We start from the raw sequence: 17,102 nt of genomic DNA on the forward strand, positions 1-17,102 counted from the left end.
GCCGTCAGGCCTCACGCTTGAGCAACACTCGCGTTACCCGTCGCTCTTCGACCGCCATCACGGTCATGCCCCAGCCGGCATGCTCCAGGCGATCGCCCTTCATCGGCAGCCGATCCAGAAGACTCATCACCAACCCGGCGAGGGTCTGGTAATCCTCGGTCGGTTCGGCCGTGAAACCGGTGCGCTGGCGAATCCGCGTCAGGTTCAACGCGCCATTCACCACAAACCCGCCCTGCTCCTCGACCACGTCCGGGCCAGCGATTTCGCTGGCGTCCGGCAACTCACCGGCGATCGATTCGAGGATGTCGGTCATGGTCAACACGCCGACAAAATCACCGAATTCGTTTACAACAAACGCAATGTGGGTCGACGCCGCACGCATTTGCTCGAGAGCGTTGAGGATCGAATAGCTGTCGAGCAGATTCAGCGTTTTGCGCGCCAGGTGCTCGAGGTTTGGCTCATTGCCGGCCAGGTATTCCTTGAGCAGCTCCTTTTTGTGAACGAAGCCCAACGGTTCGTCCACCGCACCGTTGCGAATCAGTGGCAGGCGCGAGTAGGAGGAATGCATCAGTCGCGTACGAATCGCCGCTGCATCGTCTGCCAGATCAATGTGATCGACATCCGCACGCACGGTCATCAGTGTGCGAATCGGCCGCTCGGCCAGTTGCAGTACGCCGCTGATCATCACCCGTTCGCGACGGTCGAACAGCTCCGCGCTTGGCGCCTCGCCATCGTCCAGCAAGTCGGAAATCTCTTCGCCGACCTCTTCCACCGCCAGTTTACGGCCACCCAAAAGGCGCATCACCGCGTGGGCCGTACGCTCACGCATCGGGCGCAAGCCCTGCATCGAACGCTTGCGACGAGCACGGGCGATCTGGTTGAACACCTCGATCAGGATCGAGAAACCAATCGCGGCATACAGATAACCTTTCGGGATGTGGAAACCCAAACCTTCGGCGGTCAGGGCAAAACCGATCATCATCAGGAAGCCCAGACACAGCATGATCACCGTCGGGTGCGCGTTCACGAAACGGGTCAGCGGCTTGCTGGCAACGATCATCACACCAATGGACACGACCACCGCGATCATCATCACCGCCAGTTCATCGACCATGCCCACGGCAGTAATCACCGCATCGAGGGAGAACACTGCATCAAGTACGACAATCTGCGCCACGATCGGCCAGAACAACGCATAAGCGGTGTTGGTCGAACGTTCGCCGACGTGGCCCTCAAGCCGTTCGTGCAATTCCATGGTCGCCTTGAACAACAGGAACACACCACCGAACAGCATGATCAGGTCACGGCCGGAGAAGCTCTTGCCGAAGACTTCGAACAGCGGTGCCGTGAGGGTGACCAGCCAGGAAATACTCGCCAACAGGCCAAGACGCATGATCAGCGCCAGGCTCAAGCCGATGATTCGTGCGCGGTCGCGCTGATGCGGCGGCAACTTGTCCGCCAGGATCGCGATAAACACCAGGTTGTCGATACCCAGCACCAGTTCCAGCACGATCAGTGTCAACAAGCCCAGCCATGCCGTGGGATCCGCTAACCATTCCATATTCTGTCTCTATCTCTCTTCAGTGATTTCAGGCTGCCGGGCACGGCAAAGTGCGGCGCGAAAGCTCGAAGGCTGCGCCATCAACGATAGTCGGGAGTCGGAAAACCGGATGCTGCGAGTGCGTCAAGACCGCGCCGTGGCGCGAGGGGAACGTGGTTCTTTGAATAGAACTGGGAGGCTCCGAGAGGGTGTTCATGCAAATCCTGAATGAAAAAAGGCCTTGAAGCGTACAGGCTCAGATGACTTTTCCTACAGCTGGAAATCATTTCAAAATCTGTACGCCTTCGCCGTCGCGTCAGGATTCCGGGTAGATCGAGGCAAGGACCCGTTCGGCATTGGCACCGCAGCTCATGCCTTCGGGCTTGGATTGAATGCTGTCGATCACCTCCAGCAACCGCGCCTTGCTTTGAGCCAGATGCTGTTGCATGACTTCGATCTGCTCGACCTTGCGCGTCAGGCCCTCCACCAGTTCCTCATGCTTGAATTCGCCGGTTCCGGCAGCTGGCAGCAACTGTTTGAGTTCTTCCAGGGAAAACCCGGCCTGCTGGGCACTGCGGATGATGTTCAGGGTTTGCAGCACTTGCGGCGGGTAGCGCCGATAACCATTACCCAAGCGCTCCACTTTCGGAATCAGGCCCTGAGCCTCGTAGAAGCGAATGCTCGAAGCGCTCAGCCCGCTCTGTTGCGCCAGTTCACCAATTTTCATTTCAGCCTCGAATTGCCTGCTTGACATTAAAGTTAACTTTAAGCTTAGCCTCTCTCCATCACTGATGAGGAGTCAAGCAATGTCGCCCTTCCAGATTTTGAAACTGCCCAACGGTCAGACCGTCGGCAACCGTATCGCCAAAGCCGCCATGGAAGAAAACCTCGCGGATCGTGACCAGGCACCGTCCCGCGAATTGTTCCGCTTGTATCAGGCCTGGGCCGACGGCGGCGCCGGGTTGCTGCTGACCGGTAACGTCATGATCGACCGCCGCGCCATGACCGGCCCTGGTGGCGTGGTGCTGGAAGACGAGCGGCATCTGGAGCGTTTCCGCCAATGGGCCGAAATTGCCCGCAGTGGCGGCGCGCAAGTCTGGGTGCAGCTCAACCACCCCGGCCGCCAGACTTTCGCCAACATGGGCCAGCAATCACTGGCGCCGTCAGCAGTGGCACTGGAAATGGGTTCGTTCTCGAAACTGTTCGCCGAGCCCAAGCCGATGACCGAGGACGACATCGAAGATGTCATTCAACGTTTCGCCAGGAGTGCCGCGCTTGCCGAGAAAGCCGGATTCACCGGCATCCAGATCCACGCGGCTCACGGCTATCTGCTCAGCCAGTTCCTTTCGCCGCTGACCAATCGCCGTACCGATCGCTGGGGCGGCTCACTGGAAAATCGTGCACGCCTGCTGCTTTCGGTGATCGAGGCTGTGCGTCAGGCCGTTTCACCACAATTCTGCGTGGCGGTGAAACTCAATTCCGCGGACTTCCAGCGCGGCGGTTTCGACACGGACGACGCTCGTCAGGTAATCGAATGGCTCAACGAGCAGCCGATCGACCTGCTGGAACTGTCCGGCGGCAGCTACGAAGCCCCTGCCATGCAGGGCGAAGCCCGTGACGGACGCACCCTGGCCCGTGAGGCATTTTTTCTGGAAATGGCCAGCGAACTGGCCAGCGTGGCCCGCATGCCGGTGATGGTCACCGGCGGTATCCGGCGCCTGCCCATCGTCGAACAGGTACTCGACAGCGGCATCGACATGGCCGGCATCGCCACCGCGCTGGCCATCGAACCGAGCCTGGTCAGACACTGGCGCGAAGGCCGCCACAGCGAGCCGCAATTGCCGCCGATCCGCTGGAAACGCAAACCGCTGGCCGCGCTGGCGAACATGGCCGTGGTGCGTTTCCAGATGGCGCGCCTGAGCCGCGGCCGCAAGCCACATCCCGAAGTGTCGGCACTCTGGGCGCTGATCCGCGACCGCTTGTACCTCAGTCGCCGCACCCGGCAGTACCGTCAGGCGATGGATGTATAAGCGCTAGCGCCCGGCAAACCGCAGGCGAGACAGCTGACGCAAATCCCCTTCGACGTAATAGTCGTTAGTCCAGCTGTCATCCGCCGCCAGCGGTTGCACCTGCTTCAGCGCCAGTTTTTTCGCGAAATAGCGGAAGCGGTAATGCTCGTAGAACCGCAGCAGTTCCAGGCCATAACGGTCCGCCAGTTCGGTGTCGCCGCGAATGATCAGGAAGTTCTCGTCGTTGCCGTTGCTGGCCGCGGCGCTGAGGTTGTGGCTGCCGCTGATAATCGTCGGGCTGTCAGTGGTGAAGTCGGTGACGATGGCTTTGGTGTGCACCAGCAGGTTGCCCTTCTGGCCTTTCATGTTCTCTTTCAGCCAGCCTTCCAGCCCGGTGTTGAGCAGCGCAGTGGCAGCGAACTCGGCCGTGCGGTCGGCGTGGAATCCGGTGATGCGACTGGCGGTGTTCTGCAGGCCGTAACGCAGGATGTCGTCATGGGGCTGGCCGAGCAGCGCGTTGAGAATGGCATCGGGCAAAGTGAACGCGGTGACGAACAGCACATCCTTCTTCGCCGCATTGATGATGTCGACGAACTCGCGCAGATCGGCACCACCACTGCGCGGCGAGAACCCGGCAAACAGCGGTTGCGTCGGGTTCATCGGGTTGTGCTGGGTGATCCAGTCCCGGGTGGCGCCGACGTCTGCCGGCGTCGCCCAGACCTGCTCGAACGTCTGCAGATAGCTGGCCGCGATAGCGGTGTCATCCAGAACGTGCACGACGTTGGCCTGACGATACACACCGTTGGCGGTGAAATTGGTACTGCCGCACAGCACGGCCTGGGGCTGCCGCTCACCGCCAGCGATACGGCTGAGGACGATGAACTTGTCATGGAAAATATCGTGGGTCACACGCCCGCGCTTGTTGGCTTCCGGCAATTTGGCGAGGCTGGCCTCGTTCATCGTGGTGTCTTCGTCACCGGGCCTGGCGTGATACAAAACCCGGACCTGCACACCGCGATCAAAGGCCGCGTTCACCGTGTCGATAATGGCTTGCAACTGATACTCGTAGATCGCGATGTCCAGCGCCCACTCGCCATCGGGCGCACGTTCGATGAACCCCTGCAAGCGTCCGAGCAGACCGTTCTCCAGCCACTGCCGTGCCGCATCGGGCCAGGCTTCGATGGGCATGTTCTTGTTGGCGCTGATCTGCGCGTCGAGATCCGGAAACTTGCGCTGGAACGCCTGACTGGCGGCCACGGCGCGGTTGAAGATCACGCGTTGATTGGCCGGGTGACCATCGTCTGAAGTAATGCTCAACTCCAGCGACTCCCCCAGCACCGGCGCGTCGGCCGTGCCATAGGCAAGATGTACGCGGTAATGCATGGTCGTCCCTGGATTGACCGCGTAATCGGCCCAGCGAAATTTCTGCAGCGGTGCGATATCACTCGGCGTGGCGTGAAACTGCGGGAAGGTGTGAGCCTTGCCGGGAAAGGTCAGGCTGTTGAACAGGAACTGCCACGGCTTGTCGCCCTGCTGCTTCTCGATGGCAAACCCCAGCAGGCCTTTGCGGCGGGGTTCGGCGAGGTCCATCGCCAGCAGCACGCCGTTGGTGCCGGCGTAAGCCTTTACACGAAAATCGTCCTGAGGATTGGCAACCAGTACGCGCATGATTCACTCCTTGTGATGTGGGCTGGATGCAGCATAGTCCTCAGACAGACAACAGGTCGTCGATATGCCGGTAATCCGCGTCCAGGGCAGTCGCCAACTGTCTGGCCCGGCCCAACCGGATCGGCCCGCGCTCGATATCGATCAACAGGCCCGGACAGGCCAGTGCCGGCAATCCCGAGCATTCTTTCAAACGCCCATCGGTGAGCACCAGCAGGCGCTGTTGTTCGGCGGGGAATCGTTTGCGGCGCACCGTCAGCCAGTGCTCGGCCTCGTTCAATGCCGCAAGCAATGGCGTGCCGCCGCCCGCGCCCAACTCATCGAGCCATGCTCGCAATCCGCTGGAAGCTTTCAAACCCTGCACCTGCCATTTCGGCGCTGCGCCACTGGCAGTCAGCAATGCGAGTCGCGCCCGTTGCCGGTAAGCGTCGTCGAACAGTTGCGCGAGTACTCCCTTGGCATCGCTCAATGCTCGATGACGACGGGTTGAGGCCGAAGCGTCGACAATCACCAGCCACAGTTCATGAGGTGTGCGGGTGCGCAGTTGAAACAGCAAGTCAGCACGCACTTTCGGGCGACCGTTGAGCAATGTTCCCGGCCAGTTCACCGAGCCACTGCGAGCCGCGTGACGCTTGCCCTGCCGGCCATTGTTCAGGCGTCCGGCGCGGGGTCTGGCATTCGCCCCCACGTCGGATCGGGGGCGAATGCCTAAGGCTTTTTTGGCCAGACCGGCACTTCGCGGCGCGCGCCGGTGACGAGGGACGGTGCCGGCATTTCACCCCATTGCCCCTGTCCTTGCGCCGGATCAGCCTGGGAGCCTGACGGCGATTGCGCGGGAGTCTGCGCATTGGACGGGGACTGCTCGCGACGGCGATGACGCAGTGCAAATTCAGCGACCGCATCGATGTCCTGCTCGGCAATGGCTTCTGCACCGCGCCAAGCCGCATGAGCCCGCGCAGCACGCAACCAGACCAGATCAGCACGCAAACCATCGACGCCAGCGGCAAAGCAACGCTCAGTGATCTGCGCCAGTGCTTCATCGTCGAGAGGAATGTTCGCCAAGGCATTGCGGGCGTTTTCACAGCGCTCGCGCAGGGCTTGCTGCTCGGCTTCCCACTTTGCGCAGAAGGTCTGCGGATCACTGTCGAAATCCAGTCGCCGACGAATGATCTGCCCACGCTCGACCGGCGCCGTGTGACCGCTCAAGGCGACGTTCAGACCAAAGCGATCGAGCAGTTGCGGACGCAACTCGCCCTCTTCCGGGTTCATCGTGCCGATCAGTACGAACTTTGCCGAATGCCGATGGGAAATGCCGTCGCGCTCAATCAGGTTGGTGCCGCTGGCGGCCACATCAAGCAGCAGATCCACCAGATGATCCGGCAACAGATTCACTTCATCGACATACAGCACGCCGCCGTCAGCCTTGGCCAGTACGCCGGGAGAAAATTGTGCGCGGCCGTCGCTGAGTGCCGCATCCAGATCGAGAGTGCCGACCAGCCGCTCTTCGGTGGCGCCCAACGGCAAGGTGACGAACTGACCGCTGGCCAGCAGATCCGCCAGGCCCCGGGCCAGCGTTGACTTGGCCATGCCACGCGGACCTTCGATCAGCACACCGCCGATCTTCGGGTCGATGGCGGTCAGGTACAGCGCCAGTTTCAGATCATCGGCGCCGACCACGGCGGAGAGCGGGAAATGTGGGATGTCGGTCATGTTCAGCTCTCTTCTTCTATATCCAGCAGCAAGTTTTCGAGTGCTTCTTTGTAAGCACCCGGTTCCTGCCACATCCCGCGCTGCTGCGCTTCGAGCATGCGCTCGGTCATGTCGCGCAGTGCGTGGGGATTATGCTCGCGCACAAAGTCGCGGGTTGCCGGGTCCAGCAGATAGGCGTCGGCCAGCAACGCGTACTGGTGATCGTCGATCAGCTGCGTGGTCGCGTCGAAGGCAAACAGGTTATCGACCGTGGCCGCCAGTTCGAACGCGCCTTTATAGCCGTGGCGTTTGACGCCGTCGATCCATTTCGGATTCGCCGCCCGGGAACGGATCACCCGGTTCAACTCTTCTTTCAGGGTGCGGATCTTCGGCAAATCCGGCTGGCTGTGATCGCCGTGATAACTGGCCGCCGCCTCGCCGCGCAGGCTTTCCACGGCGGCGAGCATGCCGCCCTGGAACTGGTAATAGTCGTTGGAATCGAGCAAGTCATGCTCGCGGTTGTCCTGGTTTTGCAGCACGGCCTGCACCTGGCTCAGGCGCTGGACGAATTGCTCGCGGGCGGCGGTGCCTTCGTCGGAACCGCCATAGGCATAGGCGCCCCAGTTCAGGTAGACCTCGGCCAGATCCTCACGGGTTTGCCACAGGCGACCGTCAATGGCGCCCTGCACGCCCGCGCCATAAGCGCCGGGCTTGGCACCGAAGATCCGCCAGCCGGCCTGACGCCGCGCGGCCTCTTCGTCCAGCCCCGACTGGCGCAAGGCCTCGCGTTCGGCACGTACTTTGGCGGCCAGTGGATTGAGATCGTCCGGCTCGTCCAGTTCGGCCACGGCTTGTACGGCGGCGTCGAACAGGCGGATCAGGTTGGCGAACGCATCACGGAAAAATCCGGAGACTCGCAGCGTGACATCCACCCGAGGCCGGTCGAGCAGGCTCAGCGGCAGAATCTCGAAATCGTCGACCCGCTGACTGCCCGTCGCCCACACCGGGCGCACACCCATCAGCGCCATGGCTTGGGCGATGTCGTCACCGCCGGTGCGCATGGTCGCCGTGCCCCAGACCGACAGGCCGAGCTGGCGCAAGTGATCGCCGTGATCCTGGAGGTGTCGCTCGAGAATCAGGGTTGCCGACTGGAAGCCGATACGCCAGGCCGTGGTGGTCGGCAGGTTGCGCACGTCCACCGAATAAAAATTGCGCCCGGTGGGCAACACGTCGAGGCGACCGCGACTCGGTGCGCCGCTCGGGCCGGCCGGGACGAAGCGGCCGTTCAACGCGTCGAGCAGACCGCGCATTTCGGCCGGGCCGCAGGCATCGAGGCGTGGGGCAACGACTTCACGAAGATGGTCGATGATTACGCCGACTTCAGACCAGTGAGGATCCTGTGGGAGCGAGCTTGCTCGCGATTGCGGAGTGTCAGTCCCAGAAGTGTTGGCAGACAAGACGCCTTCGCGAGCAAGCTCGCTCCCACAGGAATCGCTCACAGCGTGCGTGATCAACTGCGTTGCGAACAGCTCAAGGCGTTCGCGGGTATCCCCGGCCGTGCGCCAGACCTCATCGCTCAGCGATTGCAGCTCCATCGGACGCGGGCCAGTCCAGGGCTCGGCCAAAGTGCAATCCAGCGGATCGAACCCCAACTGAAACGCCTTGGCCAGCGCCCGCAACAGGCTCGATTGCGCACCTTTGCCATCGCCACGCGGAATCCGCAGCAACGCCAGCAAGGTGTCGATGCGCAAATGCCCGGTCGGCGACTCACCGAAGATGTGCAGACCATCGCGAATCTGCGATTCCTTCAGATCACACAGATAGGTGTCCAGACGCGGCAACCAGATCGCCGCATCGGCATCGCTGTCGAGGCCTTCGTCGAGTTGCAGTTCGCGATCGATCTGCGTGTCACGCACCAGTTGCAGAATGTCGCGCTGCAATTCACGGGCGCGGCGCGGGTCGAGCAATTGCGCTTCGTAATATTCGTCGGCCAACAGTTCCAGATTGCGCAGCGGACCATAGGTTTCGGCGCGGGTCAGCGGCGGCATCAAGTGGTCAATGATCACCGCCTGAGTGCGACGCTTGGCCTGGGCGCCCTCGCCCGGGTCGTTGACGATAAACGGATAAATGTTCGGCAGCGGCCCGAGCAATGCATCCGGCCAGCAATTCTCCGACAGGCCCACCCCTTTGCCTGGCAGCCATTCGAGGTTGCCGTGCTTGCCGACATGAATCACGCCTTGGGCGCCGTAGGTCTGGCGCAGCCAGAAATAGAACGCGAGATACGCGTGCGGCGGCACCAGATCGGGGTCGTGATACACCGCGCTCGGATCGACCTGATACCCCCGCGCCGGTTGAATACCGACGAAGGTCAGGCCAAACCGCAGACCGGCGATCATCATTCGCCCGTCACGGCACATCGGATCGTTGTGCGGCGAACCCCAACGCTCCAGCACCGCCGTGCGATTGGCTTCGGGCAGTGCGTTGAACATCGTCAGGTAATCGTTCATCGCCAGGCTTTGCTGGCACGGGCGCTGGTCGAGGGTGTCGAGGTCGTTGCTGACGCCGCCGAGCAGTTGCCGGATCAGTTCGGTGCCGCTGTCAGGCAATTCAGCAGGTAGCGGATAACCCTCAGCCTGCAACGCCCGCAGGATGTTCAGCGCAGCGGTCGGCGTGTCGAGGCCTACGCCGTTACCGATGCGCCCGTCGCGGGTCGGGTAGTTGGCGAGAATCAGCGCGATACGTTTTTCAGCGTTCGGCACCCGCGCCAGATCGACCCAGCGTCGCGCCAGTTCGGCCACAAAATCCATGCGCTCCGGCTGCGCTCGATAACACACCACGTCGGACTGACTGCGCTCGCTGCGCCAGGCCAGATCCTTGAAGCTGATCGGCCGACTGATGATCCGACCGTCCAGCTCCGGCAAGGCAATGTGCATCGCCAGATCCCGAGGGCCGAGGCCCTGCTCGCTGTCGCGCCATCCGGGCTCGTTGTCCTGGGCGCAGATCGCCTGGATCACCGGAATGTTGCGACGGAACGGCCGCAGATGCGGCGCTTCCGGGCTGGACTGGGCGAAACCGGTGGTGTTCACAATCACCGACGCTTCGACTTCATCCAGCCAGTCCTCGACCACCGACAGGCAGCCGGGCTCTTTCAGACTGGCCACGGCCATCGGCAGCGGATTGAGTCCGGCAGCCTGCAACCGTTGGCAGAACACGTCGATAAACGCCGTGTTGGCCGCTTGCAAATGCGAGCGATAAAACAACACCGCCGCCACCGGTTGACCGGGCAGCCAATCGGCTTGCCAGTCGCTCAGTGCGGCGGTGTTTTTGTTCGGGTGGTAAATCGCCGTGCGCGGCAGCGTTTGCGGCTCGCCCCACACGTAATCCCGCGCCAGCCAGCGGTTGGCCAGACAGCGGAAGAAATCCAGCGCATTGCCCATGCCGCCCTGACGCAGAAACTGCCAGAGCCGGTCGCGATCTTCGGCGCCTACGGTGCTCAAGTCGCTGAGCTCCGGGTCGGGCCGATCATCGCCCGGCACCAGAATCACCTGTACGCCACGCTCGGACAATTCGACCAACCGCTCGACACCATAGCGCCAATAAGCGATGCCGCCATGCAACGAAATCAGAATGACCTTGGCATGACGCAGCACTTCATCAACGTACAGGTCGACCGACGCATGGTTCTGCACCTGCATCGGGTTGGCCAGCCGCACGCTCGGGTAATCGTCGGGCAGTTGCTGCGCCGCTTCGGCGAGCAGTGCAAGGCTGGAGTCGCCGCTGCACAGAATCACCAGCTCGGCGGGGGTTTGTCCAAGGTCGGCAATGTTGTCATCCGACACGAAACCGCCGGGCTGGGTCCTGAGCAGGTGCATGGCTTAAACGCTGAGCGCGGCGCGCAGTTGCGCTTCGAGCTTGGCCGCGTCCAGTTCCTGGCCGATCAATACCAGACGGGTGATACGCGCTTCATCGGCGCCCCACTGACGGTCGAAGTGCTTGTCGAAACGCGTGCCCACGCCCTGGATCAGCAGACGCATCGGCTTGTTCGGGATCGCCGCGAAGCCTTTGACCCGCAGAATGCCGTGCTGAACCACCAGTTGCGTCAGTGCATCGAGCAGCAGGCTTTCGTCGGCTTGCGGCAGTTCGATGGAGATCGAGTCGAAGGCGTCGTGATCGTGGTCGTCGTGATCGTCATCGCCTTCACCGTGGTGGTGATCGTGATGGCTGTGGCGGCTGTCGATGTGTTCTTCGGAACCGGCACCGAGGCCGATCAGCACGTCCAGCGGCAGGCGGCCGTTGCTGGCTTCGATGATTTTTACTGCTGGCGGCAGCTCTTCGGCGACTTCCAGGCGTACGCGAGCGAGGTCTTCAGGGCTGGTCTGGTCGGCCTTGTTGAGGATCACCAGATCGGCGCTGGCCAGTTGGTCGGCGAACAGTTCGTGCAGCGGCGATTCGTGGTCCAGGTTCGGGTCGAGTTTGCGCTGGGCGTCGACCTGATCCGGGAACGCGGCGAAGGTGCCGGCAGCCACGGCCGGGCTGTCGACCACGGTGATCACGGCGTCCACGGTGCAGGCGCTGCGGATTTCCGGCCACTGGAAGGCTTGCACCAGTGGTTTCGGCAGGGCCAGGCCCGAGGTTTCGATCAGGATGTGGTCGAGGTCGCCGCGACGGGCCACCAGTTCGCGCATCACCGGGAAGAACTCTTCCTGAACGGTGCAGCACAGGCAGCCGTTGGCCAGTTCGTAGACGCGGCCGGTGGCTTCTTCTTCGGTGCAGCCGATGGTGCACTGCTTGAGGATTTCACCGTCGATGCCCAGTTCGCCAAACTCATTGACGATCACCGCGATGCGGCGGCCCTGGGCATTGTCGAGCATGTGCCGCAGCAAGGTGGTTTTGCCCGAGCCGAGGAAGCCGGTGACGATGGTGACGGGGAGTTTGGCCAGTGTTTTCATCGGATGCCCTTTGGCAAGGTGGCGGGCATACGGGACGAGACCGGCAACGCGGGTGCGTGCCTGGAGAGTTCGCCACCGGATCACCCCGCCCGGTTGAAAGTGAGAATCTGTGACGAGGCAGGTCTCCTGGCTGACGGTGTTCGGGCCTTGGCCCGGTATTCGCTGCGCCTTCCCGCTGGCTCTGGATTGAGCTGGCAGTGGCGTGGCAGCGAACAGCACCGTTCACAGTTGCGGGGGCAGCCGCGGCTTGGACCGCGTTCCCTTCTTAGCTTCGGCGTGGGCCGAAGAACCTCGAAAGCGCAAGGCTACGCAGGGTGTGGGGATGGGTCAATGGTTCGTGGAGTTTGGGAACGAGAGCATATCCGTTGCTTCGGGTGCTGCCGCTGGCGGTTTCGCTCTTACAGCGAGTCCCTTTTTCAAACGCCAAAAAGGAACCAAAAGGCTTTTGCCCCGGCGTACGGCACTTCGCTTAGGCTCAGTGTTCCCTCGCTACGGTGTCCATCAGGGGGCATCGCCTACGGTTTGCTTCGCTGCACCTCCTCTCGATGTATGCGGCTTCGCCGCACGGCGCCGCGCGCCTACCCCCTGATGGACACCTCCGCTCGGCCTGCCGAAGGGGCAAAAAATCAAAAGCCAAAGCCAAAGCCAAAGCCAGCCCCCCCTCACCACGATGAGCGTTAGCTCGAGTACCGCTTTTGATCGCAGGGCCCGTCGGCAGGCTGAGTGGAGGGATTGATTCGGGGTGGGAGCGCAGCGACCGTTTGGCGAAGCCAAACACATCGAGAGGAGGTGCAGCGAAGCAAACCGTAGGCGATGCCCCCCGGATCGATCCCGGAGCGAAGGAACCCCGAGCCTCAGCGAGGGGCCGTACGTCGGGGTAGAGACCTTTTGGTTACTTTTGGGGCGTTTGCCAAAAGTGACCCGCCGTAAGGGCGGAACCCTAAGCAGCCATAACCGCAGCAACGGATCTGCCCCCAATCCCAATTGACTCAAATCCCCCGCCCATGGTCTCCTACACAACTTGTTACGGGTGCCCTGCAAAGGGTGAAACGGGAAACCGGTGAATCATGTGCTTTACTCTAAAGCCATGTCAGTCCGGTGCTGCCCCCGCAACGGTAAGCGAGAGAGCGTCAGATCCACTGTGCCCACGGGCATGGGAAGGTGACGCTTGCAGGTCGGCAGACAGCCACCCCTCGTGAGCCCGGAGACCGGCCCGCAACACACAGTACGCATCTTGCGTCACTGAACATAACAAACCCGCGGTGGGCGGGCGCTGTTCGAACCTCTGCGTGCCCGCTCGCAGGGGTTTTCATGCGCTCCATTCACCCGCTGACACTCCAGAGGGAAGCGCCATGTCGATCATCAGCAGCACCGGCAGCAACACGGACAAAATCTCCAGCACCACCACCCTGAGCCAACGCCTGACCGCTGCGATCTTCGCGTCGATCCTGGGCGCCAGCCTGGTCTACTTCGCCGGTTTCTCGCACATCGAAGCGGTGCACAACGCCGCGCACGATACCCGCCACAGCGCCGCGTTCCCGTGCCATTGAGATCTGACGACATGATCAAGCGTATTGCGCAGACTGCAGGTTTCACCGGCCTTCTGGCCGCCCTGCTGCTGACCTTGCTGCAAAGCTTCTGGGTTTCGCCGCTGATTCTCCAGGCAGAAACCTACGAGAAGGCCGAGCCGGTGGCCGAAGTTCACGAACACGCCGCCGGCACGGCCGCCCACACCCACGATGCCGAAGCCTGGGAGCCGGAAAACGGCTGGCAGCGCGTGGTCTCCACCACGGGCGGCAACCTGGTGGTAGCCGTAGGTTTCGCCCTGATGCTGGCGGGTCTTTACACCCTGCGTGCGCCGACCAAAACCTCGCAAGGCCTGCTCTGGGGTCTGGCGGGTTACGCGACGTTCGTGCTTGCACCGACCATGGGCTTGCCGCCCGAGCTGCCGGGCACTGCCGCCGCTGATCTGGCGTCGCGACAGATGTGGTGGATCGGCACTGCTGCTTCGACCGCTGTCGGCCTGGCGCTGATCGCGTTTGGTGGCAACTGGCTGCTGAAGATCCTTGGTGTGGCGATTCTTGCCGTGCCGCACGTGATCGGCGCCCCGCAGCCGGAAGTGCACTCGATGCTCGCCCCGGAAGCACTGGAAGCTCAATTCAAAATCGCTTCGCAGCTGACCAACGTGGCGTTCTGGCTGGCCCTGGGCCTGATCAGCGCCTGGTTGTTCCGCCGCAAAGGCGATGGTCAATACCACGCATGACCGATGACAGCGCAGCGCCGACCTTCGTGGTCGGCCTGGGCTGCCAGCGCGGCTGCCCGGCCAGTACGCTGCGCGCCTTGCTCGACCAGGCCTTGCAAGCCCACCGTATCGAACTCGAAGCGGTCAAGGCTTTGGCCAGCATCGACCTGAAACGCGACGAACCCGGCCTGCAGGAACTGGCGGCACAACTGGCGTTGCCGTTGCTGTACTTCAGCAGCGAGGAATTGGCCAGTTATCAGCAACGACTGAGTCACCATTCACAAATCGCCTTCGAACGCACCGGTTGCTACGGCGTGGCGGAAAGCGCTGCTTTGGCGCTGGCCGAACAGCTGATTCGGGCCCCGGCAAAACTGCTGATTTCCCGGCAGAAGTACGCTCAGGCAACCCTGGCATTGGCCGGCGCGGCGTAAATTCCCGATAATCCCCGCTTTCGATCATGAGCATTGTTCATCTGAAGTGCTCTTGAAGCCTCGATCCGCCCTACTTTCACAGGATCCAACGATGACCGTTTACTTCATCGGCGCCGGCCCCGGCGACCCGGAATTGATCACTGTCAAAGGCCAGCGGCTGATCCGCAGTTGCCCTGTGATCATCTATGCAGGTTCGCTGGTACCGGCGGCGGTACTGGAAGGTCATGCGGCAGAAACCGTGGTCAACAGCGCCGAATTGCATCTGGAACAGATCATCGACCTGATCAAGACCGCCCACGCCAAGGGCCAGGATGTGGCACGAGTGCATTCGGGCGATCCGAGCCTGTATGGCGCCATCGGCGAGCAGATTCGTTATCTGCGCGAGCTGCAAATCCCGTTCGAAATCATCCCCGGTGTCACCGCCACCGCCGCCTGCGCGGCGCTATTGGGCGCCGAACTCACGTTGCCGGACATCTCGCAAAGCGTGATCCTGACTCGTTATGCAGACAAGACGGCGATGCCTGTCGGGGAAGAACTGGGCAACCTGGCGCAGCACGGGGCGACCATGGCGATTCATCTGGGGGTCAATCATCTGGAGAAGATCCTCGCCGAGTTGCTGCCACACTACGGTGCGGATTGCCCGATTGCAGTGATTCACCGGGCGACGTGGCCGGATCAGGACTGGGTCGTCGGAACGCTGGAGGATATTGCCGAGAAGGTGGCGGCCAAAGGCTTTCGGCGTACGGCGTTGATTCTGGTCGGGCGGGTGTTGGGCAGCGATCATTTCAGTGAGTCGTCGCTGTATCGCGCGGGGCACGCACATTTGTATCGACCATAAAAAAACGGCGCTCACGGGGCGCCGTTTTTCATGCCGCAGCGAACGCCTTAGTAGTAGGCGTTTTCTTTCTGCGTGTGGTCGGTCACGTCGCGAACGCCCTTGAGCTCCGGAATGCGTTCGAGCAAGGTGCGCTCGATGCCTTCCTTCAAGGTTACGTCCGCCTGGCCGCAGCCCTGGCAACCGCCGCCGAACTGCAGCACGGCAATGCCGTCTTCAACCACATCGATCAGGCTGACCTGACCGCCGTGGCTGGCCAGCCCCGGGTTGATTTCGGTTTGCAGGTAATAGTTGATGCGCTCGTTGATCGGGCTGTCGGCGTTGACCATCGGAACCTTGGCGTTTGGTGCCTTGATGGTCAGCTGGCCGCCCATGCGGTCGGTGGCGTAGTCGACGACGGCATCGTCGAGGAACGCTTCACTGAACGAGTCGATATAGGCAGTGAAGCTTTTCAGCCCCAGCGCGGTATCTTCAGGTTTCTCTTCGCCCGGCTTGCAGTAGGCAATGCAGGTTTCGGCGTACTGGGTGCCAGGCTGGGTGATGAAGACGCGGATGCCGATACCCGGGGTGTTCTGCTTGGACAGCAGATCGGCCAGGTAATCATGGGCGGCGTCGGTAATGGTAATAGCGGTCATGGAAACTCCTCGCAGGCTTGGGCGGAGTTTACGCCAATCGGCGCGCGGCACAAAGTCCTAGTATTTACGTAGGAATAGTTCGCAAATCGGCTAAGCGCCAGGTTCTCCGTCAATCCGCGCTTTAAGCCACTGATAGCTGCGCTTTTCTATCCATTCGTAGCTCAGCCACGAACCGATACCGATGGCTAGCGCACAGGCAAAAAACATCAAATACGGGTTGATCCCGTAGCGTCGGGCCAGAAAAGCGCCGGCCGACAGCACCAGCACATGCATCAGATACACCGAGTACGAACAGTCGCCCAGCAGCTTGAGCAGCCTGTTGCGTTCGACATAACGCTCCAGCGCCATGCATCCCATGACCAGCACCGCGCCGGGCACGCCCCAATTCATCAATCGGGGTTGCGGCGGCAGGTGATAGATCGCCAGCAACGCCGCACCGATCCCCAGCAGCGGCAACCAAAGCGCCGGGGCGATCCATCCGCGACGATAGAGCATGCCAATGCCGATCCCCAGCAGGAATTCGTAAACGATGTCCGAGCGATAAAACTCGCTGACCCAGCCAAACCCGGTCCAGGCCTGGCACACCGCAAACAGCAGCGCCGCGACCACCAGCAAGCGCACTTGCAGCCGAAACAGCAGCGCCCAGGCGAACAACACGTAGAACAGCATTTCGTAATTCAGCGTCCAGCCGACATTCAGGGTCGGATAGATCCCGTAACCGCCGGGGTTTTCGCTCGGGATAAACAGCAACGACAGCAACAAATGACGCCAGTCCACCGTCTGATCCGGCAGCAGCGGCCGGGCAAACACCACCAGCAACGCCATCAGCACGGTGTAGAGCCAATACGCCGGAACAATCCGAAACAGCCGATACAGCAGAAACCGCGCCGGCGGCAGCGCCTTGCCTTCGGTGGACAGGAAAATCACCAGCCCGCTGATCACGAAAAAGATATCGACGCCCACCGCGCCCTTGTCGATGAACAGCTGCCCTATCGGCCCGCGCGCCTCGAAGTCGAAGAAAATCTGCATGAAGTGATGGCAGACCACTGCCCACGCGGCGAGCGCTCGCAGGGCCTGCACTGAAATCAACATCGATGGCGCTCCCGA

General features: G+C 61.8%; 14 protein-coding genes and 2 riboswitches. Of the genes, 5 read left to right on the top strand and 9 right to left on the bottom strand.

Annotated elements, in window-relative coordinates; translation table 11 throughout:
• Positions 1-4: 4 nt before the first annotated feature.
• Both DLD99_RS15635 and DLD99_RS15640 read right to left on the bottom strand, forming a co-directional pair.
• Positions 5-1,561, bottom strand: coding sequence for a TerC family protein (locus DLD99_RS15635; RefSeq protein ID WP_114883433.1), 1,557 nt, complete (start codon positions 1,559-1,561; stop codon positions 5-7).
• A 295-nt stretch (positions 1,562-1,856) separates the two neighbouring features.
• Complete coding sequence (locus tag DLD99_RS15640; RefSeq protein WP_085710079.1) at positions 1,857-2,267, bottom strand: MerR family transcriptional regulator; 411 nt, start codon at positions 2,265-2,267, stop codon at positions 1,857-1,859.
• 79 nt (positions 2,268-2,346) lie between these two features.
• Between DLD99_RS15640 and DLD99_RS15645 the strand changes: the two genes are divergently transcribed.
• Positions 2,347-3,570 (top strand): NADH:flavin oxidoreductase/NADH oxidase family protein, encoded by a 1,224-nt coding sequence (locus DLD99_RS15645; RefSeq protein ID WP_114883436.1) that lies wholly within the window; start codon positions 2,347-2,349, stop codon positions 3,568-3,570.
• Positions 3,571-3,573: 3 nt separating this feature from the next.
• Here the strand turns inward: DLD99_RS15645 and DLD99_RS15650 are convergent, their stop codons facing one another.
• Genes DLD99_RS15650 through cobW form a run of 5 tightly spaced genes read right to left on the bottom strand, consistent with a single transcriptional unit; the run spans position 3,574 to position 11,852 of the window.
• Positions 3,574-5,217 (bottom strand): phospholipase D-like domain-containing protein, encoded by a 1,644-nt coding sequence (locus DLD99_RS15650; protein WP_114883438.1) that lies wholly within the window; start codon positions 5,215-5,217, stop codon positions 3,574-3,576.
• 40 nt (positions 5,218-5,257) lie between these two features.
• Positions 5,258-5,902, bottom strand: coding sequence for a vWA domain-containing protein (locus DLD99_RS15655; protein WP_114883440.1), 645 nt, complete (start codon positions 5,900-5,902; stop codon positions 5,258-5,260).
• Between the two features lie 20 nt (positions 5,903-5,922).
• The gene (locus tag DLD99_RS15660; protein WP_114883441.1) at positions 5,923-6,924 is read right to left on the bottom strand and encodes a magnesium chelatase ATPase subunit I; all 1,002 of its coding nucleotides are present in this window, start codon (positions 6,922-6,924) and stop codon (positions 5,923-5,925) included.
• 2 nt (positions 6,925-6,926) lie between these two features.
• Positions 6,927-10,775, bottom strand: coding sequence for a cobaltochelatase subunit CobN (gene cobN, locus DLD99_RS15665; protein ID WP_114883443.1), 3,849 nt, complete (start codon positions 10,773-10,775; stop codon positions 6,927-6,929).
• 3 nt (positions 10,776-10,778) lie between these two features.
• On the bottom strand, positions 10,779-11,852 hold the full coding sequence (gene cobW, locus DLD99_RS15670) for a cobalamin biosynthesis protein CobW (protein WP_114883445.1): 1,074 nt from the start codon (positions 11,850-11,852) through the stop codon (positions 10,779-10,781).
• Between the two features lie 99 nt (positions 11,853-11,951).
• Positions 11,952-12,161: riboswitch (cobalamin riboswitch) on the bottom strand.
• Positions 12,162-12,863: 702 nt separating this feature from the next.
• Positions 12,864-13,083, top strand: a riboswitch (cobalamin riboswitch).
• A 121-nt stretch (positions 13,084-13,204) separates the two neighbouring features.
• Here cobW and DLD99_RS15675 point away from each other — a divergent pair.
• The 4 genes from DLD99_RS15675 to cobM all read left to right on the top strand — a co-directional run bounded on the left by DLD99_RS15675 (position 13,205) and on the right by cobM (position 15,363).
• Positions 13,205-13,402 (top strand): CbtB domain-containing protein, encoded by a 198-nt coding sequence (locus tag DLD99_RS15675; protein WP_016983301.1) that lies wholly within the window; start codon positions 13,205-13,207, stop codon positions 13,400-13,402.
• Between the two features lie 11 nt (positions 13,403-13,413).
• On the top strand, positions 13,414-14,115 hold the full coding sequence (locus DLD99_RS15680; protein ID WP_114883447.1) for a CbtA family protein: 702 nt from the start codon (positions 13,414-13,416) through the stop codon (positions 14,113-14,115).
• A complete protein-coding gene (locus DLD99_RS15685) occupies positions 14,112-14,525 on the top strand; it encodes a cobalamin biosynthesis protein (protein WP_114883449.1) in 414 nt (137 codons plus the stop codon). Before DLD99_RS15680 ends, DLD99_RS15685 begins: the two co-directional genes overlap by 4 nt.
• A gap of 91 nt (positions 14,526-14,616) precedes the next feature.
• Entirely contained in the window at positions 14,617-15,363 is a 747-nt protein-coding gene (cobM, locus tag DLD99_RS15690) for a precorrin-4 C(11)-methyltransferase (protein ID WP_114883451.1), read from the top strand.
• A gap of 47 nt (positions 15,364-15,410) precedes the next feature.
• On the opposite strand, the gene nfuA is transcribed toward cobM, so the two are convergent.
• Together nfuA and DLD99_RS15700 are read right to left on the bottom strand one after the other, a co-directional pair.
• On the bottom strand, positions 15,411-15,995 hold the full coding sequence (nfuA, locus tag DLD99_RS15695; RefSeq protein ID WP_007959519.1) for a Fe-S biogenesis protein NfuA: 585 nt from the start codon (positions 15,993-15,995) through the stop codon (positions 15,411-15,413).
• A 90-nt stretch (positions 15,996-16,085) separates the two neighbouring features.
• Positions 16,086-17,087 carry an acyltransferase family protein gene (locus DLD99_RS15700; protein WP_114883453.1) on the bottom strand — a complete coding sequence of 334 codons (1,002 nt, stop codon included), beginning with the start codon at positions 17,085-17,087 and terminating at the stop codon, positions 16,086-16,088.
• Positions 17,088-17,102 lie beyond the last annotated feature (15 nt).

This window comes from Pseudomonas kribbensis (assembly GCF_003352185.1).
Classification (GTDB): Bacteria; Pseudomonadota; Gammaproteobacteria; order Pseudomonadales; family Pseudomonadaceae; genus Aquipseudomonas; species Aquipseudomonas kribbensis.